The following is a 24,939-nucleotide window of genomic DNA, read 5'->3' on the forward strand; positions in this document are numbered from 1 at the left end:
TTGGATTCCGTGAAAGGGCGGCCGGTTCGCGGATGGTTCAGTGGGCGCGGTTGGCGGGGTCGACGCACAGCCCGCCCGCCGGGCTCTGCAACAGCGTGTGGACGAAGAGCAGATCGACGCCCTCGGCGGACCCGGCGGCCAGCCGGTGCGGGGTGAGCGAGTCGAAGTGTGCCGAGTCGCCGGGTTCGAGGACGTGGACGGCCTCGCCGAGCGTCAGCCGTAGCCGCCCGGAGGTGACGTACAGCCACTCCTCGCCGGGGTGCACCCGGACCACGGCGTCCTGCACCGCGGGCGGGATGTGCACCTTCAGCGCCTGCATGGCCCGGTCGGGTACACCGGCGCGCCGGTAGCTCCATCCCCCGGCACGGCCGGAATCTAGCCGTCCGGCGCGGATGACCGGATCGTGGGCCACCGCCTCCTCGCCCAGCAGCTCGGCCACCGTCGTCCCGTAAGCTCGCGACAGGCCCAGCAGCACGGGGAGCGAGGGCTGACGGCGTTCGGTCTCCAATCGGGACAGGTAGGCGGGCGACAGCCCGACCCGGGCGGCCGCCGCTTCCAACGTCAGCCCGCTGCGCCGCCGCCGCTCGCGCAGCCGCACGCCCAGGCCGCTGATCTCGGGCGGGGGCACAAGTCCGGGTTCGGCCTCGGGCGCGCTGTCGGTCATGCGTTCAGTGCACACCGGTTGTGCCAGCTCGGCAAGTTTTGTGCCTGTTAGGCAAAATCCTCAGGTCTGGGTGGCGTTGGCCTGCCGGTAGAGGGTGGCGATGTCGTTGTCGAAGTAGGCGCTGTAGGAGACGTCGTCGGTGTTGCCGCCCTGCTGGAAGCCGCCGATGACGCCCATCACCGTGTGGCCGTCGATGATCCAGGGGCTGCCGCTGGTGCCGCCGCTGTAGGCGGTGCAGGCGATGCGCAACTGGGTGGCGCTATAGGCGGAAACGCGGTTCACGCAGGTGATCGGGGCGTCCTCGTCGGAGGGGTAGCCGGTGAGCCGGACCGTGCCGGTGTGGTTCTTGTTGACGCCCAGGGTGTAGCTGCCGACCACGTCCTGGACGTGTCGGCCGCCGAGTGGCTGGATGCTGACGAAGGCCACGTCCAGGTCCTCGTCCTGGTTGTCGGTCCAGCGCGGGTCCAGTGTGGCCTTGCCGAGCTTCCAGATGCCGTAGGGGGCCTTGCCGTCGTGGTAGCCGGGCACGAAGTACAGGTCGTCGGTGCCGTTGCTGACGCAGTGCGCGGCAGTGATGATCAGATCCTTGCTGGCGCTGTTGACGACGCTCGCCGAGCAGAAGTGGTCACCGTCGGACGAGACGGTGCCGTGGAAGATGGCGCCGACCGTGGCGATCGCCTTGGTGTCGTGCACGGAGTGCGAGGTGCCCAGGGCCGTGTTCGAGGCGGACAGCGCCGCCGCGCTGGCGGTGCTTCCGATCGAGACCACGACCAGCCAGCCCAGGACCAGTGCCACATCGCGGCACACGCGGCGGGAGAGGGCGCGGCCTGACCCGCCGCGCCGGAACCGCTGCTGCCCGAACATGCGGTGACCCTTCTGCCAAGGTCCAAGAGGGCGTTGCTGCCCCCGCGGGAAGATCATCGACGACGACTATGAGAATCGGATGTGAAGGTTCTCAGAGACGGGTGATTCCCGTGAAGCCCCTGGTCGGCAGGTGAACCTCCCGGGGAGACCGACCGGTGCCCGAAATGAGGCCGGAAGAGGGGAGCCGCCCCGGTTCCGCGAGGTGCGCCGCGGCGCGGAGACCACGGTGGCGGATGATCGGGAGGACCCGTTCCGCGCCGCGTACCGCTCGCCCGTAGTACCCGCACGAGTTCCATAACACCCGCATCGTGCACCACTCGCATCCCGTAAGTAGCCAGCACTCCCATTAACCCACAGGAGGTATCCGCCGTGGTCACCAAGCGCATCGCGCACACCGTCTGGGAAGGCAAGCTGCTCGACGGCGGGGGCACCGTCACCTTCGACTCCTCCGGCATCGGGGAGGCCGAGGTCACCTGGGCGTCCCGCGCGCAGGAGCCGGATGGAAAGACCAGTCCGGAGGAGCTGATCGCGGCGGCCCACTCCAGCTGTTACTCCATGGCGCTGTCGAACATCCTGACCAAGGCCGGTACGCCGCCCACCACGCTGCACACCCAGGCCGAGGTGGGCTTCCAGCCGGGCGAGGGCATCACCGGGATCCACCTGAGCGTGCGCGGCGAGGTGCCGGGGGTGGACGCGACGGCCTTCACCACGGCGGCCGAGGACGCCAAGAAGAACTGCCCGGTCAGCCAGGCGCTCACCGGTACCACCATCACCCTCACCGCGACCCTCGACTGACCCCGCCCTACACCCGAACGGGTGTATGAAGCAGGCGCGGGAACCGCACCCTGACGGGCGGCGTTGTCCATGTGGGGCGGAGAACGGAGCCGTGCTGGCGCGGCCCGTACCGCGGACGGAAGGCGAGGAAGCGATGTCAAAGCGCGCTACATACGCCGTCGGGGGCGTGGCGGTCGGACTTGTGCTGCTGTACGTGCTGCCGCTGTGGGCGGCGCTGCTGGTCATCATCGGCGTGCCGGTGGGCGGATATCTGCTGCTCGATCCGTCGCAGCGGGCCAGGTTGAAGCGGATCACCCGCAAGGAGATAGGCCGCTGACCCGGCGGCCCGGCGCTCTGGTCAGCGTGAAGGCTCAGGTCAGCGTGAAGTAGGCAAGGCTGCCGAGCCCCGCCAGCGTGCAGTAGACGGCGAACGGGGTGAGCGTGCGCGTCTCGAAGTACTTGGTGAGGAAGCGCACCGCCACATACCCCGCGGCGAAGGCCGCCACGCTGCCCGCCAGCAACTGACCGCGGATGCCGTCACCGGCCGGGCCGAGCAGCGAGGGCACCTTCAGCAGCGCCGCCGCGCCGATCACCGGTGTGGCCAGCAGGAAGGCGAACCGGGCCGAGTCCTCATGGCTCATGCCCCGGAAGATCCCGGCGCTGATGGTGGAACCGGAGCGGCTGATCCCCGGGCACAGGGCGAGGATCTGCGCGGCGCCGACCCAGGCCGCCTGGCCGAAGGTCAGCTTGGTGATCCGCCGGTCGGACAGGTCGTCGGGGTGCAGATGCTCCTCGCCCGGCGCCACCGACGCGCCCGCCCGGCGGCGCCCGGTGCCGCCGCGCCGCAACCGCTCGGTGACGTACAGCACGATGCCGTTGAGCGCCAGGAAGGCCGCGGTGGGCACGGGCTTGCCGAGGGTGCTGCGGAAGACCTTGTCCAGGGCGAGCCCGGCGACGCCCACCGGGATCGTGCCCATGATCAGCAGCCAGGCGAGCCGCTGCTCAACGGTCTGGATCCGCCGCTGGCGAATCGAACTGAACAGTCCGCGCACCACCTTGGCCCAGTCCCGCCGGAAGTAGACGACGAGCGCCAACGCGGTGGCCAGGTGCAGCCCGATCAGTACGTTCAGGTACGGCGAGCCTTCGGCGGACACATTGAGGTCACGCTTCCACTGGCCGCCGAGCAGCGCGGGCAGCAGGATGCTGTGGCCGAGGCTGGAGACCGGGAACAGCTCGGTGACGCCTTGCAGCAGGCCGACGCCTATCGCTTCGGGGTAGGTCAGGACGGAGAACATCGACGACCTTCGGTCGAGGGAGCAGAACCCGGACAGGCCCCGGGCAGGGGAGAACGTACTACAGTCCGTAAAAGCACCGTGGATCAGCGACAGTTGTTCATTCGCCGCTGGTCTGGTGTTCACCTGGGCGGGCCGCGTCCTGGGACGGCCCGCCCAACCGCGTTGCTACGTCCGGAGGTTCGGGTGGCCCTGCTCGGCAAGGAGGCGGTGCAGTAGCAACTCGTCCTGGGCGGACAGCTCGGAGACGAACCGGGAGAGCACCGCGGCCCGGTCGGGGCCGCGGTCGAGCAGCGAACGCATCCGCTCCGCGGTGTGTGTGGCCTGGTCCTCGACGGGCGCGTAGGCGTAGCCGCGCCCCTCACGGCGCCGGGTGAGCATCCCCTTGTCGTACAGCCGGGACAGGATTGTCAGCACGGTGGTGTACGCGAGGTCGCCGGGCAGCTGTTCGTTGACCTGCGCGGCGGTCAGTGGTTCGGCGGCGGCCCACAGCGCGGCCAGCACATCGGCTTCCAACTCCCCGGCGGCTCTGCGACCGTTGCCGCTCGCCGAGCGCGCCCTGCCCCCTGCCATGTGACCGGCCTCCTCGCATATGGCATCCACTCCCGCGATACAACCCCGCAATCTACTACTTCGCGTAAAAGCTCGGTGACGTGCGGGCGGCCGCTCGTGACCAGCTCGCGAATGCGGGGTTTTTCCGGGGCGCGTGGGTCGGAAGCCAACTACTACACGTTGTAGAGTTCCGCTTGCCCGCACCCCATCGCGCCGCGCCGCACCGGCTTTCGGCGACGGGGCGCCCCAGGTCGCCCGCGCGGAGCGCTCCCCGACGTACGGAGGCAAGGTCGGTCGTGTCGTACCCCACCACAGCGGTCCCGGGCCGGATCGTGGTCATCTCCGCGAGCGTCGGTGCGGGACACGACGGCGCCGCCGCCGAACTCGCCCGACGGCTCACCGCCGCCGGTGCCACCGTCGACCGCCATGACTTCCTCGACCTGCTGCCCGCCCGACTGGGCTCGCTGATCTGCGGCGGCTACCACCAGTTGCTGACCTATGCCCCCTGGGCCTACCAGCGCATCTACGCGGCCACCGAGCACGACGGTGACACCGGACGGCTCACCCGCGCGATACTGCGCCACGCCGAGTCCCGCACGCTTCGGGTGCTGCCGCCGGACACCCGTGCCGTGGTCTCCACCTATCCGCTGGCCAGCCAGGTGCTGGGCGCGCTGCGCCGGTCCGGTCGGCTGCCGGTGCCGGTGCTGACGTACCTCACCGACTTCTCCGTCCACCCCATGTGGGTGGCCGACGGGGTGGACACCCATCTCGCCGCCCATTCGGTACCGGCCGCGCAGGCCAGGGCGGCGGGCGCGGAACGGGTCACCGCCACCGGTCCGGTGGTCAATCCGCGCTTCGGTCCCGCCACGGCGGCCGAACGGGACGCCGCCCGGGCCCGCTTCGGACTCCCGCAACGCGCGCCGCTGGCACTGCTGGTGGCCGGATCCTGGGGCGTCGGCCCGGTCGAGCAGGTGGCCACCGAGATCCGCGACAGCGGCGCGGCGGTGCCCGTCGTGGTCTGCGGCCGCAACCAGGCGCTCGCCGACCGGCTGCGCGCCCTGGGCATCGAGCACGCCTTCGGCTGGGTCGAGGACATGCCGGGACTGATGCACGCCTCCGACGTGCTGGTGCAGAACGCCGGCGGGCTGACCTCGCTCGAGGCGTTCGCCAGCGGACTGCCGGTCGCCTCCTACGGCTGCATACCCGGCCACGGCCGCACCAACGCCGCAGCCTTGGACGAGGCGGGCCTCGCCGTGTGGATCCACTCCCGCGACGACCTCAAGCCGGTGCTCGGCGAACTGCTCGAAGGCCGACTGGGCAAGGCCCAACGCGCCGCCGCCCTCGCGCTGTTCCACGCCGACCCGGTGGCCGGACCGGTCGCCGAGATCCTCGGCGCCGCCGCCACCACGGCACCCGAGGCGGGCAACGCCCCGCCGCCGCTGCGCCGCCCCGCGGTCCGCAGAACCGCCATCGTGCTGGCCGCCGCCCTGGCCACCACGATGCTCGCCGGTCCGGAGACCACCGAGGCGGCGGTCGCACGCGGCGGCTTCCACCTGCTGCACGACCTCGGCCGCTGACCCAACCCGCAACCACCGCAAGCCCGCCCAGCCCGTAAGAAGGAGCGCCGATGCCCGCCACCCGGAAGCCCGGTCTGGCCCGTACGGTCCTCAAGTCCGGATGCCTGGCGCTGCCCGCGCTCGCCGCCGTCCACGCCGCTCCCGTCATCTCCACCTTCGGGCCGCTGCGCAACCGGCTGATGCCGGCGCTGTCCGGACAGGGCCGGGCCGACCATGTGGCGCTCACCTTCGACGACGGCCCCGATCCGCTGTCCACCCCGTTCTTCCTGCGGGTGCTGGACGAGTACCGGATCCGCGCCACCTTCTTCGTGCTGGGTTCGATGGCCAACCGCTCGCCCGAACTGCTCAAGGAAATGGCCGCCGCCGGGCACGAGATCGGCATCCACGGCTGGCAGCACCGCCCGCTGCTGCTGCGCGGCCCGCGCGCGACGTACCAGGACTTCGCGCGCGCCCGGGACCGGGTGGCCGAGATCACCGGCCAGATGCCCCGGCTGTTCCGGCCGCCGTACGGTGTGATGTCCACCTCCGCGCACCTGGCGGTACGGCGGCTCGGCCTGACCCCCGTGCTGTGGACCTGCTGGGGCGAGGACTGGACCCGGCGGGCCACCCCGCGCTCGGTGTACCGCACGGTCACCGCCGATCTGCGCGGCGGCGGCACGATCCTGCTGCACGACTCCGACTGCACCTCGGCCCCCGGCGCCTGGCGCTCTGCGCTCGGCGCGCTGCCGATGCTGCTGGACACCTGCGACCGCCGCGGCCTGCGGGTCGGCCCGCTGCGCGACCACGCCCCGGTCACCGGCCCCCATGTGTGCGCCGCCCGCCGCCCGGTCCGCGCGGTACGGGCGTGACCCCGGCAGACCTCCCGCCGCGGTGCCGACCGGCCGCGCCCGCGAGGGGATCCACCGGACAGGAGCAGCGCACCGGAACACCGTGCGGCGGCCGCGCGTTGAGGTCGTCATGACGGCAACAGATTCGGACGCCCAAGAGCGCGAAGCGCAGCTGCTGCGGCTGCTGACGGAGGTGGACGGTGGCGTCCTCGTCACCCTCAAGCGTGATGGACGGCCGCAGCTGTCCAACGTTAACCACCACTACGATCCGCAGAACCGGATCATCCGGGTCTCCATCACCGACGACCGCGCCAAGACCCGCAACCTGCGCCGCGATCCGCGCGCCAGCTACCACGTGACCAGCCCCGACCGCTGGAGCTGGACGGTGGCGGAAGGCACCGCCGAACTGTCCGAGGTCGCCACCGACCCGCACGACGCGGCGGTCGAGGAACTCATCGACCTCTACCGCGCGGTGCGCGGCGAGCACCCCGACTGGGACGAGTACCGCGCGGCGATGGTCGCCGATCGGCGGCTGGTCATGCGGTTGCGGGTGGAGCGCGCCTACGGGCAGCCGGGGCGGCGCGCATGACCGGCTGGCGTCCGCTGTCCTTCGGCGCGGATCCGACGGGGGAGCGGATGGCGCGCATCCGCCGCTCTCCGAACTTCAGGGACGGTGTGTTCGTCAACCCGACCGGTCCGTCCCATCCGCCGCGCGGCCCGGGCTGGGGCATGCTCACCTCCCAGCTGCGCAAGGCGGACCGGATCCGCAGACATCCAGCGGCCCCGGTCCCTGTGTATCCGTACACCGTCGCCGAGTTGGCCACCCCGCCCGCGTCGGGACTGCGACTGACCTGGATGGGGCACTCCAGCGTCCTCGCCGAGATCGACGGGCGGCGAGTGCTGTTCGACCCGGTGTGGGGCGAGCGCTGTTCCCCGTTCGGCTTCATCGGCCCGCGTCGGGTGCACCCGGTCCCGGTACCGCTCGCCGAACTGGGGCCGCTGGACGCCGTGGTCATCTCGCACGACCACTACGACCACCTCGACCTTCCCACCACCCGCCAACTCGTGCGAACCGGAACGACGTTCGCGGTCCCGCTGGGCGTCGGCGCGCACCTGGAGCGGTGGGGCGTGCCCGCCCGGCAGATGGTGGAGCTGGACTGGCGGGAGTCCGCGGTCGTCGCCGGGCTCACCTTCACCGCCACCCCCGCCCGGCACTTCTGCGGACGCGCCATACGCAACACGCAGCACACGCTGTGGGCCTCCTGGGTGGTACGCGGACCCGAGCACCGGATCTACCACAGCGGTGACACCGGATACTTCCCCGGCTTCGCCGACATAGGCGCCGAACACGGCCCGTTCGATGCGGCGATGATCCAGATCGGCGCGTACAGCGACTTCTGGCCGGACATCCATATGACCCCGGAGGAGGGCCTACAGGCACACGCCGACCTGTCCGCCGGGACGTTGCGCGGCGCGCTGCTGCCCATCCACTGGGGCACGTTCAACCTCGCCCCGCACCCCTGGGAGGAGCCCGCGGAGCGCACCCTCGCCGCCGCCCTCGCGGTGGGTGCCTCGGTGGCCCTGCCGCCGCCGGGCAGGCCCTTCGAGCCGAGCGGCGAGCTGCCGCTGGAGCCCTGGTGGCGTCCGGTCGCGGTGCCCTCGCCGGACAGCCGACCCACCCCGGTGCCCGCCAAACTGGCCGCCGACGAGGTCAGTTGACGGTCACGTCATGCACGCAGCTCGGTGCCGTCGGCGAATCGGATGACGACCGTGCCGTCCACCACCTCGGCGGTGGCGACCTGACGCAGCACGGCCGCGGCCACCGCGCTGCCGGACAGCGCGACCAGCGTGACGTGGACGCTGTGACCGCCGGGGTGCGGCGCCGAGGTGAGGTACGGGACGGCCGAACAGGGGCCGAACGCGTTGGCGTTGGTGTGACGGGCGACATGACCGCCGCACCAGCCGTACAGCCCGGCGACGGCGCTGGTCAGACCGTCGTCGCGGCGGACCAGCGCCCACCCGTCACCCGCCTCGGCCACCGGCGGCCGGGCTCCGGCGACGGCGTGGCCGCCCTCGCGGACCGTGACCCCGGCGGGCGCCTCGACCCGGTGCACGCGCACCTCCCAGCCGCCGTACGGCAGGGCGGTGGTCTCGATGCGGTACCCGGTCCCGTCGCCCGGCAGCCGCGCCGCGTGCCAGGAGGCGGCGCGGGAGCGCGTGACGCCCAGTGGATGGATGACGGTGCGGCGGGACGCGGTCCCGTCGGCGGCCACCAGCGCCAGATGGCCGTCAAGCAGCGCGGCCCGGGCGTGCGGGGCGGTCTGCGGCGCGGTGCGCGAGGAGTAGCCGAACTTCACGTAGTGCGGATCGTCGGCGAGGTCTGGCGTCGCGTGGTCGCTGCCGTGGTTGAGCAGCCGCACGATGCCGTCGGCGCGAGTGCCGTGCAGCAGCCAGCCGGGTGCGGGCAGCGCCACGTACTGGTCCGACTCCTCGACGGGCAACGGGAGTTCGCGGGCGGTCCACACCGGGTGGTCCGCGGGCAGCAGCAGTCCGAGGAAGCCCTTGGCCGCCCAGTACGGTGACGCCGGGCCGGAGTAGCGCTGAGCGACCGGAAGGAACGGTCCGTACCAGCCGAGGGTCAACAACCCGCGCCCGTCAGGCACTTCGTGCTCGGTGAAGTGCCGCAGCACACCGGAGGCGAGGCGGCGGGTGCGGCCCGGCGGCAGCGGTGTGGAGTCGGTGAGCGCGCCCAGCCACACCGGCGCCACGGCCGCGAAGCGGTAGGTAAGCGACCGGCCCTGGTGCACCGGCGCGCCGTCGGCGCCGAAGAAGTGCTGGTAGCCCGCCAGGAAGCGGCGCAGCCGGTCACGGTAGCGGGCCACCCGCGCGGGGTCGGCGCGGTCCCCGGCGATCCGCGCCCACAGCAGCGGATACAGGTGCAGCGCCCAGCCGTTGTAGTGGTCGAAGTTGCGGCCGGTGCCATCGGTGTACCAGCCGTCGCCGACGTACCAGTCCTCGATCCGGTCCAGGCCGCCGTCGATGTCCGACTGGCGGTATGCGGCGCCCACCGAGGCAAGGAACTGTTCGCAAACCACCTGGAACAGCCGCCAGTTGTTGTCGTGCGTCCGTTTTCCGATGGTGCCGGAGAGCCAGTCGACCACCCGCTGCTGGACGGCCTGCTCCAGCCCGTCCCAGATCCAACGGCGGGTCTCGTGCAGCCCGATGACGATCGAGGCCGCCTCCACCATGGGCTGCGACCGCTCGCTGATCAGCGGCCACGCCTCGTCGCTGCGGCGGTCGGTGCCCGTTGTCAGACCCCGCGCGTAGCGTTCTGTCAGGCGTCGGTCCACGTGGCCGCCGGCGCCCGCGATACGGAAGGAGGCCAGCAGAAATGACCGTGCGTACCCTTCGAGACCGTCCGAGGCGCCCCCCGAGCAGCTCGCCCGCCCCGGCAGGCAGTACCGCGCCCAGCCGGGCGTCGCATACGGAACGAGCGCGTCCAGCAGCCGGTCGGCCACCGCCTCCCAGTGCGCCCGCGTCCATCCGGTCAGCGGCGAGCGGGACGGGTCGGGAGGTGGGAGCTTCGGTGTCACGGCGGCCGACCTCGGAAGTGCGAAGAACGATGCGGCCCAGTGTGCCCGCTTCCAGGTGCCGGGCACGTCAACTCACCGCGCGCGCCGGGGTGGCGCGGTACCGCGCCGGGAGCGCGGGGAGCGGCCGTGGGCGCCTGGGCGGCGCATGGAAGCGCTGTCGACGGCCATGGCCGGTGCTGGGCACTACCGTCTGTAGTGAACGGTGGGAACGAAAGGACCGAGATGGCCGACGCCGAGGATGTCCGCAGAATCGCGCTCTCCCTGCCCGAGGCCGTGGAGAAGCTGGCCTGGGGCATGCCGTCCTTCCGGGTGCACGGGAAGTCCTTCGCGTGGCTGGCCGAGGACGCCGCCTCCATCAGCGTCAAGTGCCCGATGCTGGACCGGGACGAGTTGATCGCCGCGGAGCCGGAGAAGTTCTTCATACGCCGCGGCCATGACGACAACTTCGCCTGGGTACGGGTCCGGCTCGCCGCCGTGGAGGATGTCGGGGAACTGCGCGCCATCCTGCTGGACTCCTGGCGGCAGGCGGCGCCGCGGCAACTGGCCGCCTCATACGAGGACGGGTAACTCGCATGAGGCGGAAGACCAGTTGACCGCCGGTGTCCGGTGCTCGCGGCTGTCGGGCGTCAGCCCAGCTGGAACGTGGCCTGCACGGGGTAGTGGTCGCTGGGCGCGTTGGTGTCGAGTTGTCCCGGCGCCCAGCCGCTCTGCGGGTCGAAGTCAATAACGACGTTCGGCAGCGCGGTCGGGGTCGGCCGTCCCGGTGCGTTGAGGTAGCCGAGGTAGTCCACGTCGTCGGTGTAGTCGGTGGGGAAGCTCTCAACGCCCGCCATGTACTGGCACCAGGCCGACACCTTGCAGTCGATGGTGGTGAGCGTCTGCGACGGATCGCTCGCCGGGGTACCGAGCACACCGCCCACCGCGGTCTGGGCGTTGGCGTAGTCGCCGCGCGACTGGCCGTTGTGGTACTCGACGTTCAGGTCGCCGCCGATCAGCACCGGCCCGTCCGAGCCCACGATGCCGTTGACCCAGTCGCGGATCTCACCGAGCTGGGCGAGCCGGGTGGCCTGCGTGGTGTCGGTCGAGGTGTTCGACTGGTCCGCCTGCAGATGCGTGCCCACGACCCAGGTCCTGCTGCCGTTCTTGTCGACCTGGACCAGCGCCGCGCCCTTGTTGGCGTTGTAGTCCCAGGTCCCGGAGGTGGAGTTGGCGAACACATGGGCGTACTGGGCGGTGATCGGGTACTTGGACAGGATCACCGTCCCGCCGTTGATGACGAAGGGGGAGTTGGAGCAGTCCCCGCTGATGCCGTTCCACCCACCGCCGGAACACACCTGGCCGACCACGGGCGTCCGGTACGGGTAGATGTCGGCGAGCTTGGCGGTGATGTCGTCGGTCGAGGCATGGTTGAACAGCTCGTCCAGCACCACGACATCGGCGTCGTGCTGGCGGATCACCGACTCGACCACCGGGGTGCGCTCGGCGGCCTTCTCGTTCTCCACCGAGTCGACCATGGCGGTGCCGAGGTCGACGTTCCACGCGAAGACGGAGAGCGAACCGCCGGTCGTGCTGGCCGCGCCCGATACCGGCTGTGCCACCGCGGGCTGTGCCAAGCCGCCGAGGACCAGGGCGGTTGCCGCGACCATGGCCGCGGCGGTCGATCGACGAGCGATCACAGGTGCCTCCTGCTAGATGGTGTGGTTGGCCAACCGGTGGCGCGGACCCGGAGGCGGTCGTGTACCCCGCCAGATCCGCGGTGCCGCGGAAAGGCAGGCGAACGGTAGCGACTGGTGAGTACGGTGAGGCGAACGGCAACGGTTCGGCAAGCAGCATGTTGGCCAAGGGTTCACAAAGTGGTGGGAGTGTGGGGACCGCGCCGTTGCCGTGGCGGTGCCCCAGCCCCGCGGAACGTTCGCGCACGACTTACGCTCAAGGCGTGATGGAGAACGACGCGGGGTCAGCGTTCGAGCTCGGTACGGACGGCCCGAAGGTGATAGTGGTCGGAGTGGACGGCTCCGAGTCCTCATGGCGCGCGGCCGCCTACGCCGCGGGCCTCGCCAGACGGCAGCGGTCCCTGCTCGCCATGGTGTACGTACAGCCGATGGTCATGGCCAGCTCGGCCGGTCTCGGCGTGCCGATGGCCGAGGCGACCTCAAAGGTCGCGGAGGAGATCGTCGCGCAGGTGCGGGAGGCGGTCGAGCGGATGGGCGAGGCGGCCTCGCTGCGCTGGGAGTTCCACACCTTCGCCGGGGACCCGTTCACCGGGCTGGCCAAGGCCGCCGACGATCTGCGTGCCGACGCCGTGGTCGTCGGAGCCTCGGAACAGGCGGGGCACCGCATCATCGGCTCGCTGGCGGTCCGGCTGGTCAAGGCCGCCCGCTGGCCGGTCACCGTCGTCCCGTAGACCGGCCGTGAGCCACGCCGCGGAGGCGGGTACCAACTGGCCCTCAAGCGGCGGTCGCACCGCCGTCACGGCCGAGCCGGTGCGCGAACTGCACACCAGGGGCCGGGCGTTGCTGGCGGAGAGCACCGAAGTCCGGCCTCCGCTATCCGACTTGGGCAGGCGCATGCTCGGCACACGGTGCTTCGCCGACCACTACGGCCCCGATGACATCGCCAAGGACCCGGTATGCGGGCTCCGCCGCATCCGCACATCGCGGCCTCCAGACGGTCCGTCGGCTGCGCGCGGGCGAGGTGCCGCACCGCGGCAACCTCGGGAGCCTGCGCACCCTACGCCCCGGTGAGCTGGGCCTGATGACCACCGGACCGGGGCATCGCGCACTTCGAGGATTCCCGGGCCAGCACGCCCGCTTCCTGCACGGCGCCCAACCGCGGGTGGCGCTCGCCGTCGGGGCGGGCGCACGGCCGCCCGCCGACGCCCACCGCGCCACCGAACACCACACCGCCCTGCCCGTGCTCACCGCCCCGGGCCTGCGCCACCGTCATCCCGGGCGAACTGGACGGGCGCCGTCTGACCCGGCCGGATGTTCCCCCCCGCTGGCCGATGCGGACCTGCTGCTGGAGGCCGGTGCCGATGTGACGTTGCCGCTCGATCTGTCCTTCGAGATCCGTCCTTCGAGTACCCGGTGCTCACCATGTCGGACGGCGCGATCGTGGACGACGTACCGCTCGTCCCCGGCTCGCTGCTCCACCTCGGCTGCGGCCGAACCGGACTGCCACTGCGCGCCGACACCGCGACCGACCTCGTACCGCTCGGCGGCGATCCGTTCGAGGGCCTGCCCGCTCTGGGACCATCCGCCCGGGCCGCTGAAGCCGCGTGGACGGGTGCGCTGAGCCGCTAACCGGAACGGTCGCTCGGTCGCGTCGGCCATGGGTCGTTCGGCGGTGCCGCCCCGCGCTGACGGGGTACGACGAGCCCGGTCTCGTAGGCGGCCACGACGGCCTGGGCCCGGCTGCGCAGGCCGAGCTTGGTCATCAGACGGTTGACATGGGTCTTGACCGTGCCTTCGCTGACCACGAGTTGGTCGGCGATCTCCTGGTTGGACAGTCCTTTCGCGACGAGGCGAAGGACTTCGAGCTCGCGGCCGGTGAGCGTGGAAAGGTCGTCCGGAACCGGTACCGGGGCGCTGCGCCGCGGCGCGTAGGCCTCGATGAGGCGGCGGGTGACGCTCGGTGCGAAGAGCATGTCACCGCCCGCCACCGTCGACACGGCGGCTAACAGGCGCTCCGGGCCGGCGTCTTTGAGGAGGAAACCGCACGTCCCCGCCCGCAGCGCGGCGTAGACGTACTCGTCGAGGTCGAACGTGGTCAACACCAGGACGCGCGGCGGTGGTTCGGGCGCCTCGGCCAGGATCCGCTCGGTGGCGGTGATCCCGTCGACCCCCGGCATGCGGATGTCCATGAGGATCACATCCGGTCGGTGCGCGGCGGCGAGTTCGACGGCCTCCTCGCCGCCCTTGGCTTCGTACGCCGCCTCGATGCCCGGTGCCGCGCGCAGCAGTGCCGCGATACCGGCTCTGATGAGGTCCTGGTCGTCGACCACCAGTACCTTCGTCATCCCCGCCCCCTTGATCCGCACCGCTCAGACCTCGATCCGCACCGCTCAGACCTCGGCCGACGGCGGCGCCGCCGCGGTCGGCAGTGTGAGCGTGACCTGGAACCCCCCGGTGGGCCGCGGACCGGCGGTCAGCGTGCCCCCGTAGATCCTGGCCCGTTCACGCATGCCTATCAACCCGTGTCCGGGCGCCGCGTCGGGGTGGCCGGGCCGGGGGCGGCCGTCGTCCGTGACGGTGACCTTCAGCAGGTGCGGCTCAAACTCCATGGTGACGCTCGCCCGGGCTGGCTGCGCGTGCTTGATGACGTTGGTGAGCGCCTCCTGGACGATCCGGAAGACGCACAACTCCTCGGCCGGGGTGAGGGTGCGGGGCGTGCCCGTCGTGCGGCACTCCACCGGTACGCCCGCCGTGCGCACGCGGTCGAGCAGTTCGTCGAGCCGGTCGAGGCCCGGGGCCGGAGCGAAGGCCGTCTCCGGCTGCCGCTCGTCGGCGTCCTCGGGCCCGAGACGCAGCACCGCCAGCAGCCGACGCATCTCCTGGAGCGCCTCATGGCTGGTGGCGGCGATGGTGTCGAGCGCGCCGCGCGCGGTGTCCGGCTCGGAACCGAAGACGTAGCGGGCCAACCCCGACTGGACGGAGATCACCGACATGTGGTGGGCCACCACGTCATGGAGTTCGCGGGCGATCCTGACCCGCTCCTCCGCCACGGCGCGGCGGGCGCGTTCTTGTTGCTCCTCCCGCAACCGCTCGGTGAGACGGGAGAGTTGGACGTTGCGCTGCGCGGAGAGCCGGGTGACGCGGCCGAAGTAGCAGATCACCGCGGGCCACAGCACAGCCTGCGCGATCACCGTGGACACCGAGTCCTGCCTGCCCGCCCGCCCCGCGTAGATCCACACCGCCCCGGCCAGCGCCGCGCAGGAGACCGTCGCCCGGGCGGAACGGTTCGTCGCCACGGAGTAGATCGCCACCAGGGCGCCGACGCTGTTGACGACCGGCCAGTATCCCGCCGCGATGTAGCACACCCAACCGCAGCAGACAGCCACACACGTCAGCACCGGAGCCCGCCGCCGCATGGTGACCAGCAGATTGACCAGGCCGGTCAGCAGATAGCCTGTGCAGTCCATCGGACGCCAGCCGACTGGCGGCCGTTCATGGCCCAGCAGCAGGCTGACCAGTGCGCAGGACAGCGCCAACAGCACGTCGAACAGCGGCGAGTTGCCTTCGTTCAGGCGTCGGACCAGCGCTTTGCCGAGGTGCATCGGCGCAGCGTAGATGTGCTCGGCGTGCCTCGTCATCGTTCCCGCGGTGTAGTGGGGGATGCCACACGGCTGTCCCGTGACCGCCAACCTCGGTCACGGGACAGCCTGCTGTGTGCGTGGGCTACTGCGGTGTCGGCTACTGCGTGCCGCTCCTTACCAGGTGGTCGGCAGATAGCCGTAGCAGTAGTTGTCGTAGTAGTCGTGGAACTTGGTGAGCAGGGCGTCTCCCGTCTGCGGGCCGACGATGCCGTCCCGACGGATGTGCGCCCACACTTGGAAGGACTCGATGGCGTTCTCGGTGTCGGGGCCGAACACACCGTCGGTCGGGGTCGTGTAGGGCGCGGGGGAGTCGTCGATGAGCTTCTGCACACACCACACCGCGTGGCTGTTGTTGGTCTGCCCCGAGCCGACGTAGCCCGCCACGGTGGTGGCGTTGGCCGTGCCCGCGAACGCGCCCACCGCGAGTCCGATGGCCGCGCCGACCAGCCCGATCCGGGTGGCGAGTGTCTTTCCGTTCACCGTGGTTGTCCCTTTCCGTGGCTCCAGTGGGATTCGGGGGCGGACGATCGGACGCGGAGCCTGGTCGGCGGTCCGCGGATCCCCCGCGCCCGTGGACCGCCGCTCTGCTTCCTGCGAAAGGGAACGTACGGGGTCAGGGCGGTGCGGGGCGTCTGCCTGTGGTGGGAAGAACGGGGTCAACCAAGGTGGTACGCGGGGTACTCCCCGGTGGTAGGGGGCGCGCCGCCACGCTGACGCACCCCAGGAATGCGGCGGCCGGTACTCCCCGGTGGTGGGGGGCGCGCCTCGTGCGTTGGCGTGCCGTCGGGCGGCGCCCCGCCTGCCCTCACCTCAGGAAGCCGCTGATCCGCTCGCGCAACCCCGCCGCGTCCAGCCCGTGCGCTGCGACATGCTCCTGCCACGTCCCGTACCGCCGCAGTTCCTCGCGGGCGGTGCCCAGGCCCAGGACGCGGTGCGGCACATCGGCCAGCGCCTCGGCGGCGTACGACACGGAGGTACCGGCCAGATACGGCTCGACCAGCACCACGTCCGCCGCCTCGGCGCGCCGCACCTCCGCGCGGAGCGTGTGCGCGTCGAGCGGCCGCACCGTGGAGGCGTAGAGCACGGTCACGTCCAGCCCCTCGACCGCCTCCAGCACCGCGTCCAGCATGGGGCCGACCGCCAGCACCACGCCGGACCGTCCGGCGCGCAGCAACTGGAAGCGTCCGGGGGAGACCGGCAGCGGCTCACGGTTGGACTGTTCGGTGAGCCGCAGGTAGACGCGGTTGTCACCGTCCGCTGCGGCATGCCGCAGCAGCGCCTCCGCCTCGTCTGGATGGCCGGGTACGTGGACCGTCCACCCATCCAGGGTGTCGAGCAGCGCCACATCCCCGGGCGCCTGATGGGTACGTCCCCCGGACGCGATGTCGTACGAGCCGCCCGAGCTGACCAGCACCGCCCCGACGCCCTGGTGCCCGAGGTCGAGCTTGACCTGCTCGAAGGGCCGCTCGACCAGGAAACTGGCGAAGGTGTGCGCGATGGGCCGCATCCCGGCCAGCGCCAGCCCACCGGCCACGCCCACCAGCAACTGCTCGCGGATGCCGACGTCGATCACCCGGTCGGGGTGGGCGCGGGCCGCGTCCTTGAACCGGTCACCGGAGATCACCGCGAGGGCGAGGGCCAGCCGGGGATCCTCGTCGAGAAGGCGGGTGGTGACGGCGGCGAATCGTTCACGCATGGTGTCCATGGCTGATGTCCCATCAACTAACGGTTGTGCGGGCAAAATTGAGGTGGGGGCTGTTGTGGTCAGGCGTCCTTGGGCTCGACGCGGGCGACGACGGCGTGCGGTCGGCCCGGGTGCGCGGTGGTGAACGCCTCGTACAGCGCCTCATGGTCACGCCCGTCGACGGTGAGCGCCGACCAGCCCTCCGCCTCGAAGCGCGAGGCGAGCCCGCCGCGCCAGCCGTAGGTGGCCGACGAGTTGTCGACGGCCACCACGTGCAGCCCCTCCAGGCCGACCGCGCCCGCGAAGGCGACCGCTTCGTGGTTGCTGCCCTCGTCCATCTCGGCGTCGCCGACCAGCACCCAGGTACGGGTGCCGTGCAGTCCCTGCGCCTTCAGCCCCAGCGCGGTGCCCACGGCGAGCGGCAGCCCGTGTCCGAGCGACCCGGAGCCGATCTCGGCGCCGGGGACGAGCGTCCGGTCCGGGTGGTACCCGAGCGGCGACTCGTACGCCCCGAACCCCGCCAGCCATTCCTCCGGGATGAACCCCTTGGCGGCGAGCACGGCGTAGTACGCCATCGGGCCGTGCCCCTTGGAGAGCAGGAACCGGTCCCGGCCGGGGGCGTCGGCGGTCTGCGGAGAGACCCGCAGCACCCGGTCGTAGAGCACCCACAGCACATCGAGCGTGGAGGTGGCGGCCGGTCCGTGCTTCTCGTCGCCGGTCATCAGCGACATCAGCCGCGGAAGGTCGGTGAAGTCATGAACACTGCTGGTGGAAGTCATGCGAAGATCGTGCAACTTCAAGTTCACTTGAAGTCAAGCGGCGCTGACCGGCTATTGTCGGGCTCATGTCGCTCACCGCGCACGATCGCCTGACCATCGGCGAACTCGCCGCCCGCAGCGGCCTGGCCACCTCGGCGCTGCGCTACTACGAGGAACTGGGCCTGATCCACTCCGAACGCACCGCGGGCGGCCAGCGCCGCTACAAGCGGGCCGTGCTGCGTCGCATCGCCTTCATCCGAGCCGCCCAGCAGGTCGGCCTCACCCTGGACGAGGCCCGCGCGGCCCTGGCGGATCTCCCCGCCGACCGCACGCCCAACGCCACCGAGTGGGCCCAGGTCGCCCGCGCCTGGCAACGCCGCATCGACGCCCAGATCGCCGACCTGGAACGCCTGCGCACCCGCCTCACCGGCTGCATCGGCTGCGGCTGCCTGTCACTGACCAGGTGCCGCCTGTACAACCCCGCCGACACGGCCGCCCAGACCGGCCCCGGCGCCCGCTACCTCCTGGGCGAAGACCCGGCACCCGAGCAACGGTGACTCTGTGTGTCTGCATGGCCACGGTAGATGTCGGGCCCCCGGGGTGCGAGCGGCCACCACCCGAAGTGCGGTATTGTTCTCGTGCGCGGTCAGCCGGGGAAACCCCAGCCGATCAAGCACCGGGACGTGGCGCAGCTTGGTAGCGCACTTGACTGGGGGTCAAGGGGTCGCAGGTTCAAATCCTGTCGTCCCGACTTGCGAAACCGCAGGTCGAAGGCCGTTTCCGTGAGTAACGGAAGCGGCCTTTGTCGTGTTTGCGGTGGGAGCGAACGGGGAGCCCTCTGGGAGCGCTCTTGCTCCCAGCCTCAAGTGGTGTCAATCGGGGGCGATTTGTCCGTCGCCCGGTCGGGTGGATGTGGGGCGCGGTACGGGGGCGTTGCGCGCCGTCGTCAACCGGTGGGCGGCGAGGTCACCCGGGATGATGTTGATGTAGCGGCCATCGAGAGGCCTAAAGGCCCCTTGGTGGCTTCTGGCCGACCTTTGGCCAAGGGAGCGGGGTGGGGTGCTCCCCATGGGGCGGGGGCTGCGGGGCGGCTCCAGTGGTCACGACTCCCTGATTCCGCAGGTCAGCCCTCCTTGCCTGCCATCGCTAGGGCGCTCGCTATCCCGTAAGGTCGGTGCAATGCCCCTTGGCGCCGCCCCGCAGACGGGGCACTCCCACAATGGGAGCGCTGTGGGACGCCGCTTCGCGCGGTATCGGGCCCTTCGGTTGGCCACCGGCCGCCCAATTGGATGCGTCTTCGGGAACGGGCATCAGTGGACCTGTCCATCGCGCGAGAGTACTGGTTGCCGTACTCGCCTGCGAGGAGTCCGTCGTCGTCGATCACGCACGTTGGGCGTGCCGCCGGTGCCCTGGTCGTCCAAGGGGTGAGGAGTAGTCGCTAGACTTCACGCCTGTCCTGCCGATGATGTGAACGTCGCCTCTGTGGAGCGAAGTGGTGGCCCATCAGAGCTGCTGATGGCGAGCCTCATTCGTCATTGGCCGCAGGTTCGAGCCCTGAGCAGGGCACCAGGCAGATGGGAATGGGCGTGAGCTGCGGTTTTGCGAGGGGGTGGTCACGATCGAAGCGACGTACGGTCTGGTATAAGGCTTGGCCGAAGGTGCGAGTCTCGGCAGGAGCAGCAGAACATGAGAAGCAGGGTCCTCGCCGGTCAACGCTGGGTCTCTGGTCGTCACAGCGACGGTGTCGTTTGAATGTGGGGTCCGTGGGCTGGTCGGGCTGTGTGCGGTTCATGGTTCGGCTGTCTCTCGGTGCAAACGTGTGCGCGATCGACGGCTCCGGCGATGTGTAGAGGGAACGGTCATCGGCGGTCATACAGGTTGCCGCTCGGCCGGTGACAACTGCGTTGGGTCGCTGCGGTCGGGGAGGTTGCTGTATTTCGCTGCTGTATCGGGGACCAGCAAGTGGTCTACCGCGGCAGGTACACCGTGCTGACCGAGATCCCTCCCAGCAACTGGTATCCGCAAGTCTTCGCCCCCATCCAGAGGTTGTTGTCGTAGGGCCCAGGCGTCGCACCGGCGGGATAGTCGACGGTCATCTCCAACGTGCGGGTGGTGAAGCCGGGCAGGTTTCCGAGGACAGCGTCGCCGCCGATCCAATGGGCGTTGGACGACTTGGTCGCCGGGTACCAGGTCGTGATCAAGTGATGCCACGACCCGCCGTTGAACTTCCACCACACAGTCGGTGCCGCGCCCTTCTGGTTGCTCGGCGGCTCCATCTGGTAGTCGAAGAACACCCCGACAGCGGTGCCGACTTGGCGTTGCGCACGGTGGTGTACGTGACCAGGTTCTGCCCCGCCTTCGTGGAGGTCGGCATCTTGTACAAGTTGCCGGAACCGGTGATCTCGCCATATGTGCAGGTCGGCTTGGAACGGACGAAAGCCGCCGGTGCCGCCTGAACTGTGCCGGGAATCATGGCCAGCACGCTCGCCCCTGCGGCCGCAGCTGCGAGTCCCCACCTGAAAAGCCTCATGAACCCCTCCCGCTTCACGCCGTGCCATCACGAGCGTGAGCAGATCGTACGACCATCAACGACGGGTGCTAGCAAGTACCCTGCGCCGATCCGACAGCTCATGGCACACGGCTCCGGAGGGCGTCTGCTTCAGCGGCGTCTTGGCTGGTCAGGGGGATGGGTAGGTCTTGATAGCCACTGCTCGTCTACCAGCTGTCCGCTGGGTGCGGGGCCAAATGCCTTGATCCCACCGTGGGTTGTCAGACCTCAGTGCCATGCTTGCTCCTGACACTTGCCTCTACTTCATGTGCCGGCCGCACCGACAACACGCGCCCAACCTGACAGAAGGTACGCAAACCTCCGATGGACTCCGCCTTCACAGTTCTCGCCACTCCTGGACAGCTCACCGCTCACAAGGTCTACGAAGTCCTCCGTGACCACAGTGGGGGTCCTCTGGAGTTTGACCGGATTCTCACGGAATTGGGCGACGAACAGATTGCCAGCAGCACCCTCGCGCAAGAGCAGTTGCTTGAAGCGTTGTTGAGAGATGACAGATTGCGTTCGGCGCGGGGTTATCGACAGCGCTTTTCAATGTCCGGGAGGTCCATTCGCCTCCGCCCTCCCGGCAACCGAGCGGAGCTGGCCATTGAACAAGAAAATGAGCAAGTCAAAGAGCAGCTGCTGAAGCAATTGCGAGAAGTTCCTCCGGAAGTATTCGAGCACATCGTGGCTGATTTGTTCACTGCGATGAGATACGAAGATGTAAAGGTCACTAGAAGATCTAAGGATGGTGGCGTTGACGTCCGAGCCACTCTCGTTGCAGGCGCCGTTATGACAGTACCTACCGCGATTCAGGTGAAGCGCTGGTCGAAACCGGTAACAGTCAAGGAGGTTAGAGAACTCAGGGGCACGCTGAGGGCCGGCACGCAAGGGATTATCGTGACCACTGGAAAGTACACTAAGGATGCTCCCAAGGAGGCCTTGGATGATGCTCTCACTCCAATTCACCTGATCGATGGCCGGTTGTTGACTGATTTGCTAACTGAGCACGGCATTGGCGTCCAGGCGTCGCGTCTTTCCCTCCTTTCCCTCGATTTGGAGGCATTGGCAACTATTACAGGCAAGGCTGGTAGCCCCATTCAAGGAAGCTCCTCCCGGCCGCCTCAAAATGCTCAGCCGCGCTACTACATCGAGAAGATGCCATCGGATCGAGGCAAGGATCTTTTGGACTGCATCGTTTCTATGACGGACCTTGCCGACGGTCAGCCGAGCTGGGACGACTACGTCGCAAAATTCCAGGAGCGGTTTCCTGCTATTACGCGCCCCGATGAGGCCCGTCGACGGTCGCGTGTCCTGGTTTCCCTGGGTCTAGTGGATGTTGAGAATGACCACATGAACTTGACCCTGGCTGGTCGAAAATTGCTGGAATACCCAGATTCAAGCTTCCTCCTCGAGCTATTTCTAAGCCGTATCGTGGGTGCCCGGGAAATCGAGGAACTATCCAGGTCCCTCACAAGGACGGATCTGCGCAAAAAACTCCAGGATGGTTCCCTGGCGGGGCTTACCCCTACTCAAGCGACACTGGTCGAGAAGTGGCTCAGTCACATAAAGAGGCCTGCCGCATCCCGATAGCTCCCGCGGTGGCAGACGCGGCGGCGAGCGTCAAGTGCTACACCCCTCGCGTGCGCTCATAGCCAGGCTACGTTTACCGTCGCAAGGACCGGCCAGCGTGCGTAACAACCGTCCAACTGCCAGACAGCCGCCTATTGGCACTTTGGGAGCATCTTTGTCGTTGCGTGGGTGGGCCGGTCCAACGTCTTCTACCCTGTTCATGGTGTCGTTACCTGGACGCAGGTGTCTGTTATGCAGCAAATCTGGGGTAGTGAGCGTCGGCGGACGGCGATTGGGCGGATGACGCTGTCGGTGCCCGCGCGTCAGGCGCTGGCGGACGGCCAGTTGGTACCTGAGCGGACGATCCTCGACTACGGCTGTGGCCGTGGTGACGATGTCAGAGCTTTGCAGCAACTGGACTGCCAGGTGACGGGGTGGGATCCGTATTACCGCTCTGACACACAACTGGGCGCCAACGACGTGGTGTTGCTGACGTATGTGTTGAACGTGATCGAGGATCCGGTAGAGCGTCGGCAGACCTTGGAGCAGGCGTGGGAGCTGGCCTCGACGCTTTTGGTGGTCTCAGCCCGCCTGACATGGGAGAAGTCAAAGGTCCACGGTCAGGAGTTCGGTGACGGCCTGCTGACGAGCCTGCAGACGTTTCAGCATCTATATGCCGCGAGTGAGCTGCGGGAGTACGTGGAGCAGGTGACCGGCGCGCGGGTGGTGGCGGCTGCGCCAGGGGTCGTCTACGCGTTCCGGGACGAGGGCGCCCGGCTGAGCTATCTGGCGCAGCGTGTGATCCCAGATGCCGAGTGGCTTGCTTCCGAGGACACTGCCTCGGCGGTGAGTGCGGTGGCGGACTTCTTCGAGCGTAGGGGACGTCCGCCGCGGATTGAGGAGATGCCGCGGACCGTTGCGCAGCTGTTGGCTCATCTGCGCCCCGGTGAGGTCAAGCGTCTGGTGCGGGATGGTGCTGATCCTGAGCGGGCCGCTGCGGGGGCTAAGCGATCGACGCTGAACACGTTGCTCTACCTGGCGGTGGAGCTCTTCAACGGCCGTGGACCGTTTGGCAGTCTGCCAGTGGGGCTACAGCAGGACGTACGTACGTTCTTCAGCTCCTACAAGGAGGCGTGCCAGCGGGCTGACCGGCTGTTGTTCAAGCTCCGCGACGACGGATATGTGCGCAATGCCATGAACGCCTCCGTTGCAGGCAAGGTGACACCGACGGCGCTGTATGTGCATCGACGTACGCTGGAGCGGATCCCGACGGTTTTGCGCTTGTACGAGCACTGCGCTTCGATTGCTGCCGGTCGCCCGGAGCAGTGGACAGTGGCAAAGCTCAAGCACCAAGGGCGAGCGGTGTCGTGGCTGGACTACCCGGACTTTGACAAAGACCCGCATCCGCGGATTCGATCTTCCTACATGGTGGACCTGCAGACGTTTCAGGCATCCCATCTCTCCTATGAGAGTTCGGCGAACCGGCCGTTGCTGCACCGCAAGCACGAGTTTCTGGCACCGGATGATCCGGATGTGCCGCGATATCGCCGGTTGACCGAATCTGAGACGCGGGCGGGATTGTATGAACGGCCGCACCTGATCGGGACCGAGAACGGCTGGGAGGCCGAGCTCGTCAGGTGCGGCCGGGAGCTGCGCGGGCACCGCCTGGTGCGTCGCACCGAGGCGTAGGCTGGTCAGCCTTCCTGAGGTTGCATGCGGGCGATGGTCTCGGCAATGGGCAGCGGGTCGAAGTCCCTTGCCTGCGGAGGGAACCAGGAAAACCGCAGCCCATTTGCGGCTACGTCGTCGGGAAGGCCCATCGCCTGGAGCACGTGGCTAGGGGTGTAGGAGGCGCTGGTGCACGCAGACCCTGTTGCAATGGCAACCTGGTCCTTGAGCCGGACGATCAGTGCTTCAGCGTTGAGCTGGTCGAAGGAGACGTTGAGGATGTGCGGCACGGTGTGTGCCTGATCTCCGTTGAGGCGGAAGCGTGTCTTGCCGAGTGCTTCCAAGATCTGCTCGCGCATCGCTCGCGCGTCGCGTTCCCAGTTGTCCCGGCTCTCGTGGAAGATCTTCGCGGCCTCATAAAGGCCCATGATCAGAGGGACGGGGAGGGTGCCGGGGCGCAGCTTCCTCTCCTGGCCGCCGCCGAACATGATCGGTTCCAGCGGCACCTTCTCCCAGCCGCGACGTCGTGTAATGAGCGCTCCGACCCCCTTCGGCGCGCCGATCTTGTGACCGCTGATGCTGATCAGGTCGATTGGCGCGGACAGGTCATCGGCGATCTTGCCGTATCCCTGAGCGGCGTCCACGTGCAGGTAAGTAGGCGTGGCCCGCAGACGTTCGGCCAACTCGGCGACCGGTTGGATGACGCCGGTCTCGTTGTTGACGTGCATCAGAGACACCGCGAGCGTGTCGGGGCGCAGGCGCTCTATCACCTGCTCGACGGTGATACGGCCGGACGGGCCCGGCTCAAGAAAGTCCACGGCGAAGCCGCGGTTCTCCGCGAGGTGCAACAGGGGCTCCAGGACGGCCTTGTGCTCGATCGCCGACGTGATGATGTGCTTCCGGCCGGTGCGCTCACCGAACGGGGCGAGGCCAAGCAGGGCGATGTTGTTGGACTCCGTGGCCCCGCTGGTGAAGATCACTTCCTCGGTCTTGGCGCCCACGGTGCTCGCGAGGAAGGAACGGGCTTGCTGGACCGCCTTCTTGGCACGGGCACCGTACTCGTGAGTGCGGCTGCCGGCGTTGCCGAAGTCTTCGGTCATCCAGTGCAGGACGACATCAGCGACCCTGTCGGGTTCCAGAACTCGGCTTGGCCCGGTGACCAGCAGCGATGGATAGAGCAACGCGCGCCGGGAAGGATCTCATGCTGTGTGGCTACGTCTGCTCTACCTGGTCTTCACCCGGCTGCTGAGCT

General features: G+C 69.1%; 26 protein-coding genes, 1 tRNA gene and 1 pseudogene. 14 read left to right on the plus strand and 14 right to left on the minus strand.

Annotated elements, in window-relative coordinates; all coding sequences use genetic code 11:
- Positions 1 to 37 precede the first annotated feature (37 nt).
- Both NON19_RS18500 and NON19_RS18505 read right to left on the minus strand, forming a co-directional pair.
- Positions 38 to 664: a helix-turn-helix domain-containing protein gene (locus NON19_RS18500; protein ID WP_255929460.1), complete on the minus strand. Its 627-nt coding sequence runs from the start codon at positions 662 to 664 to the stop codon at positions 38 to 40.
- A 60-nt stretch (positions 665 to 724) separates the two neighbouring features.
- Complete coding sequence (locus NON19_RS18505) at positions 725 to 1,528, minus strand: trypsin-like serine peptidase (protein ID WP_255929461.1); 804 nt, start codon at positions 1,526 to 1,528, stop codon at positions 725 to 727.
- A 369-nt stretch (positions 1,529 to 1,897) separates the two neighbouring features.
- On the opposite strand from NON19_RS18505, the gene NON19_RS18510 reads away from it, so the two are divergent.
- Positions 1,898 to 2,323 (plus strand): OsmC family peroxiredoxin, encoded by a 426-nt coding sequence (locus tag NON19_RS18510; RefSeq protein ID WP_255929462.1) that lies wholly within the window; start codon positions 1,898 to 1,900, stop codon positions 2,321 to 2,323.
- Between the two features lie 133 nt (positions 2,324 to 2,456).
- Complete coding sequence (locus NON19_RS18515; protein WP_255929463.1) at positions 2,457 to 2,639, plus strand: tail-anchor membrane protein; 183 nt, start codon at positions 2,457 to 2,459, stop codon at positions 2,637 to 2,639.
- A gap of 34 nt (positions 2,640 to 2,673) precedes the next feature.
- Here the strand turns inward: NON19_RS18515 and NON19_RS18520 are convergent, their stop codons facing one another.
- Positions 2,674 to 3,597: an undecaprenyl-diphosphate phosphatase gene (locus tag NON19_RS18520; protein WP_255929465.1), complete on the minus strand. Its 924-nt coding sequence runs from the start codon at positions 3,595 to 3,597 to the stop codon at positions 2,674 to 2,676.
- A gap of 165 nt (positions 3,598 to 3,762) precedes the next feature.
- Entirely contained in the window at positions 3,763 to 4,167 is a 405-nt protein-coding gene (locus tag NON19_RS18525; protein ID WP_255929467.1) for a BlaI/MecI/CopY family transcriptional regulator, read from the minus strand.
- Positions 4,168 to 4,442: 275 nt separating this feature from the next.
- On the opposite strand from NON19_RS18525, the gene NON19_RS18530 reads away from it, so the two are divergent.
- The 4 genes from NON19_RS18530 to NON19_RS18545 all read left to right on the plus strand — a co-directional run bounded on the left by NON19_RS18530 (position 4,443) and on the right by NON19_RS18545 (position 8,269).
- On the plus strand, positions 4,443 to 5,723 hold the full coding sequence (locus NON19_RS18530; RefSeq protein WP_255929469.1) for an MGDG synthase family glycosyltransferase: 1,281 nt from the start codon (positions 4,443 to 4,445) through the stop codon (positions 5,721 to 5,723).
- A gap of 50 nt (positions 5,724 to 5,773) precedes the next feature.
- Positions 5,774 to 6,571: a polysaccharide deacetylase family protein gene (locus tag NON19_RS18535; protein WP_255929471.1), complete on the plus strand. Its 798-nt coding sequence runs from the start codon at positions 5,774 to 5,776 to the stop codon at positions 6,569 to 6,571.
- A gap of 109 nt (positions 6,572 to 6,680) precedes the next feature.
- Positions 6,681 to 7,139 (plus strand): PPOX class F420-dependent oxidoreductase, encoded by a 459-nt coding sequence (locus NON19_RS18540; RefSeq protein ID WP_255929473.1) that lies wholly within the window; start codon positions 6,681 to 6,683, stop codon positions 7,137 to 7,139.
- Positions 7,136 to 8,269, plus strand: coding sequence for an MBL fold metallo-hydrolase (locus NON19_RS18545; RefSeq protein WP_255929475.1), 1,134 nt, complete (start codon positions 7,136 to 7,138; stop codon positions 8,267 to 8,269). Before NON19_RS18540 ends, NON19_RS18545 begins: the two co-directional genes overlap by 4 nt.
- Positions 8,270 to 8,277: 8 nt before the next feature.
- On the opposite strand, the gene NON19_RS18550 is transcribed toward NON19_RS18545, so the two are convergent.
- Positions 8,278 to 10,143, minus strand: coding sequence for a DUF2264 domain-containing protein (locus tag NON19_RS18550; protein WP_255929477.1), 1,866 nt, complete (start codon positions 10,141 to 10,143; stop codon positions 8,278 to 8,280).
- A gap of 222 nt (positions 10,144 to 10,365) precedes the next feature.
- Here NON19_RS18550 and NON19_RS18555 point away from each other — a divergent pair, with 222 nt between their 5' ends.
- Entirely contained in the window at positions 10,366 to 10,710 is a 345-nt protein-coding gene (locus tag NON19_RS18555; protein WP_255929479.1) for an MmcQ/YjbR family DNA-binding protein, read from the plus strand.
- 59 nt (positions 10,711 to 10,769) lie between these two features.
- On the opposite strand, the gene NON19_RS18560 is transcribed toward NON19_RS18555, so the two are convergent.
- A complete protein-coding gene (locus NON19_RS18560) occupies positions 10,770 to 11,819 on the minus strand; it encodes a sphingomyelin phosphodiesterase (RefSeq protein ID WP_255929481.1) in 1,050 nt (349 codons plus the stop codon).
- A gap of 263 nt (positions 11,820 to 12,082) precedes the next feature.
- On the opposite strand from NON19_RS18560, the gene NON19_RS18565 reads away from it, so the two are divergent.
- Positions 12,083 to 12,547: a universal stress protein gene (locus NON19_RS18565; protein ID WP_255929507.1), complete on the plus strand. Its 465-nt coding sequence runs from the start codon at positions 12,083 to 12,085 to the stop codon at positions 12,545 to 12,547.
- A gap of 203 nt (positions 12,548 to 12,750) precedes the next feature.
- Positions 12,751 to 12,855 (plus strand): annotated as a pseudogene (locus NON19_RS18570) (hypothetical protein); the annotation flags it as partial.
- A gap of 18 nt (positions 12,856 to 12,873) precedes the next feature.
- On the opposite strand, the gene NON19_RS18575 reads toward NON19_RS18570, so the two are convergent.
- Entirely contained in the window at positions 12,874 to 13,089 is a 216-nt protein-coding gene (locus tag NON19_RS18575) for a hypothetical protein (RefSeq protein WP_255929509.1), read from the minus strand.
- 149 nt (positions 13,090 to 13,238) lie between these two features.
- On the opposite strand from NON19_RS18575, the gene NON19_RS18580 reads away from it, so the two are divergent.
- Positions 13,239 to 13,445, plus strand: coding sequence for a hypothetical protein (locus NON19_RS18580; protein ID WP_255929510.1), 207 nt, complete (start codon positions 13,239 to 13,241; stop codon positions 13,443 to 13,445).
- Here NON19_RS18580 and NON19_RS18585 read toward each other — a convergent pair.
- The 5 genes from NON19_RS18585 to NON19_RS18605 all read right to left on the minus strand — a co-directional run bounded on the left by NON19_RS18585 (position 13,442) and on the right by NON19_RS18605 (position 17,920).
- Positions 13,442 to 14,161, minus strand: coding sequence for a response regulator (locus NON19_RS18585; protein ID WP_255929483.1), 720 nt, complete (start codon positions 14,159 to 14,161; stop codon positions 13,442 to 13,444). The genes NON19_RS18580 and NON19_RS18585 overlap by 4 nt on opposite strands.
- A gap of 45 nt (positions 14,162 to 14,206) precedes the next feature.
- On the minus strand, positions 14,207 to 15,418 hold the full coding sequence (locus NON19_RS18590) for a sensor histidine kinase (protein WP_255929485.1): 1,212 nt from the start codon (positions 15,416 to 15,418) through the stop codon (positions 14,207 to 14,209).
- Between the two features lie 153 nt (positions 15,419 to 15,571).
- Complete coding sequence (locus NON19_RS18595) at positions 15,572 to 15,937, minus strand: peptidoglycan-binding domain-containing protein (RefSeq protein ID WP_255929487.1); 366 nt, start codon at positions 15,935 to 15,937, stop codon at positions 15,572 to 15,574.
- A gap of 325 nt (positions 15,938 to 16,262) precedes the next feature.
- On the minus strand, positions 16,263 to 17,162 hold the full coding sequence (locus NON19_RS18600; protein WP_255929489.1) for a transketolase family protein: 900 nt from the start codon (positions 17,160 to 17,162) through the stop codon (positions 16,263 to 16,265).
- Between the two features lie 59 nt (positions 17,163 to 17,221).
- Positions 17,222 to 17,920 (minus strand): thiamine pyrophosphate-binding protein, encoded by a 699-nt coding sequence (locus tag NON19_RS18605; RefSeq protein ID WP_255929491.1) that lies wholly within the window; start codon positions 17,918 to 17,920, stop codon positions 17,222 to 17,224.
- A 65-nt stretch (positions 17,921 to 17,985) separates the two neighbouring features.
- Here NON19_RS18605 and soxR point away from each other — a divergent pair, with 65 nt between their 5' ends.
- Positions 17,986 to 18,456, plus strand: coding sequence for a redox-sensitive transcriptional activator SoxR (gene soxR, locus NON19_RS18610; RefSeq protein WP_255929493.1), 471 nt, complete (start codon positions 17,986 to 17,988; stop codon positions 18,454 to 18,456).
- Between the two features lie 120 nt (positions 18,457 to 18,576).
- Positions 18,577 to 18,650, plus strand: a tRNA-Pro gene (locus tag NON19_RS18615).
- Positions 18,651 to 19,866: 1,216 nt separating this feature from the next.
- On the opposite strand, the gene NON19_RS18620 is transcribed toward NON19_RS18615, so the two are convergent.
- Entirely contained in the window at positions 19,867 to 20,193 is a 327-nt protein-coding gene (locus NON19_RS18620) for a hypothetical protein (protein WP_255929495.1), read from the minus strand.
- A 578-nt stretch (positions 20,194 to 20,771) separates the two neighbouring features.
- Here NON19_RS18620 and NON19_RS18625 point away from each other — a divergent pair.
- The gene (locus NON19_RS18625; protein ID WP_255929497.1) at positions 20,772 to 22,040 is read left to right on the plus strand and encodes a restriction endonuclease; all 1,269 of its coding nucleotides are present in this window, start codon (positions 20,772 to 20,774) and stop codon (positions 22,038 to 22,040) included.
- Positions 22,041 to 22,271: 231 nt separating this feature from the next.
- On the plus strand, positions 22,272 to 23,708 hold the full coding sequence (locus tag NON19_RS18630; RefSeq protein WP_255929498.1) for a DNA phosphorothioation-associated putative methyltransferase: 1,437 nt from the start codon (positions 22,272 to 22,274) through the stop codon (positions 23,706 to 23,708).
- 5 nt (positions 23,709 to 23,713) lie between these two features.
- Here the strand turns inward: NON19_RS18630 and dndA are convergent, their stop codons facing one another.
- The gene (gene dndA, locus NON19_RS18635) at positions 23,714 to 24,787 is read right to left on the minus strand and encodes a cysteine desulfurase DndA (RefSeq protein ID WP_372514183.1); all 1,074 of its coding nucleotides are present in this window, start codon (positions 24,785 to 24,787) and stop codon (positions 23,714 to 23,716) included.
- Positions 24,788 to 24,939 lie beyond the last annotated feature (152 nt).

This window comes from Streptantibioticus rubrisoli, from assembly GCF_024436055.1.
In the GTDB taxonomy this organism is placed as follows: Bacteria; Actinomycetota; Actinomycetes; order Streptomycetales; family Streptomycetaceae; genus Streptantibioticus_A; species Streptantibioticus_A rubrisoli.

What these genes read in the sequence shown, in the direction of transcription:
- NON19_RS18505 (WP_255929461.1), bottom strand. Translation starts at nt 1,528, where the DNA reads ATGTTCGGGCAGCAGCGGTTCCGGCGCGGCGGGTCAGGCCGCGCCCTC.
- NON19_RS18500 (WP_255929460.1), bottom strand. Translation starts at nt 664, where the DNA reads ATGACCGACAGCGCGCCCGAGGCCGAACCCGGACTTGTGCCCCCGCCC.
- NON19_RS18520 (WP_255929465.1), bottom strand. Translation starts at nt 3,597, where the DNA reads ATGTTCTCCGTCCTGACCTACCCCGAAGCGATAGGCGTCGGCCTGCTG.
- NON19_RS18625 (WP_255929497.1), top strand. Translation starts at nt 20,772, where the DNA reads ATGGACTCCGCCTTCACAGTTCTCGCCACTCCTGGACAGCTCACCGCT.
- NON19_RS18535 (WP_255929471.1), top strand. Translation starts at nt 5,774, where the DNA reads ATGCCCGCCACCCGGAAGCCCGGTCTGGCCCGTACGGTCCTCAAGTCC.
- NON19_RS18555 (WP_255929479.1), top strand. Translation starts at nt 10,366, where the DNA reads ATGGCCGACGCCGAGGATGTCCGCAGAATCGCGCTCTCCCTGCCCGAG.
- dndA (WP_372514183.1), bottom strand. Translation starts at nt 24,787, where the DNA reads ATGACCGAAGACTTCGGCAACGCCGGCAGCCGCACTCACGAGTACGGT.
- NON19_RS18605 (WP_255929491.1), bottom strand. Translation starts at nt 17,920, where the DNA reads ATGACTTCCACCAGCAGTGTTCATGACTTCACCGACCTTCCGCGGCTG.
- NON19_RS18545 (WP_255929475.1), top strand. Translation starts at nt 7,136, where the DNA reads ATGACCGGCTGGCGTCCGCTGTCCTTCGGCGCGGATCCGACGGGGGAG.
- NON19_RS18540 (WP_255929473.1), top strand. Translation starts at nt 6,681, where the DNA reads ATGACGGCAACAGATTCGGACGCCCAAGAGCGCGAAGCGCAGCTGCTG.
- NON19_RS18525 (WP_255929467.1), bottom strand. Translation starts at nt 4,167, where the DNA reads ATGGCAGGGGGCAGGGCGCGCTCGGCGAGCGGCAACGGTCGCAGAGCC.
- soxR (WP_255929493.1), top strand. Translation starts at nt 17,986, where the DNA reads ATGTCGCTCACCGCGCACGATCGCCTGACCATCGGCGAACTCGCCGCC.
- NON19_RS18580 (WP_255929510.1), top strand. Translation starts at nt 13,239, where the DNA reads ATGTCGGACGGCGCGATCGTGGACGACGTACCGCTCGTCCCCGGCTCG.
- NON19_RS18590 (WP_255929485.1), bottom strand. Translation starts at nt 15,418, where the DNA reads ATGCACCTCGGCAAAGCGCTGGTCCGACGCCTGAACGAAGGCAACTCG.
- NON19_RS18575 (WP_255929509.1), bottom strand. Translation starts at nt 13,089, where the DNA reads ATGACGGTGGCGCAGGCCCGGGGCGGTGAGCACGGGCAGGGCGGTGTG.
- NON19_RS18515 (WP_255929463.1), top strand. Translation starts at nt 2,457, where the DNA reads ATGTCAAAGCGCGCTACATACGCCGTCGGGGGCGTGGCGGTCGGACTT.
- NON19_RS18600 (WP_255929489.1), bottom strand. Translation starts at nt 17,162, where the DNA reads ATGGACACCATGCGTGAACGATTCGCCGCCGTCACCACCCGCCTTCTC.
- NON19_RS18565 (WP_255929507.1), top strand. Translation starts at nt 12,083, where the DNA reads ATGGAGAACGACGCGGGGTCAGCGTTCGAGCTCGGTACGGACGGCCCG.
- NON19_RS18630 (WP_255929498.1), top strand. Translation starts at nt 22,272, where the DNA reads ATGCAGCAAATCTGGGGTAGTGAGCGTCGGCGGACGGCGATTGGGCGG.
- NON19_RS18585 (WP_255929483.1), bottom strand. Translation starts at nt 14,161, where the DNA reads ATGACGAAGGTACTGGTGGTCGACGACCAGGACCTCATCAGAGCCGGT.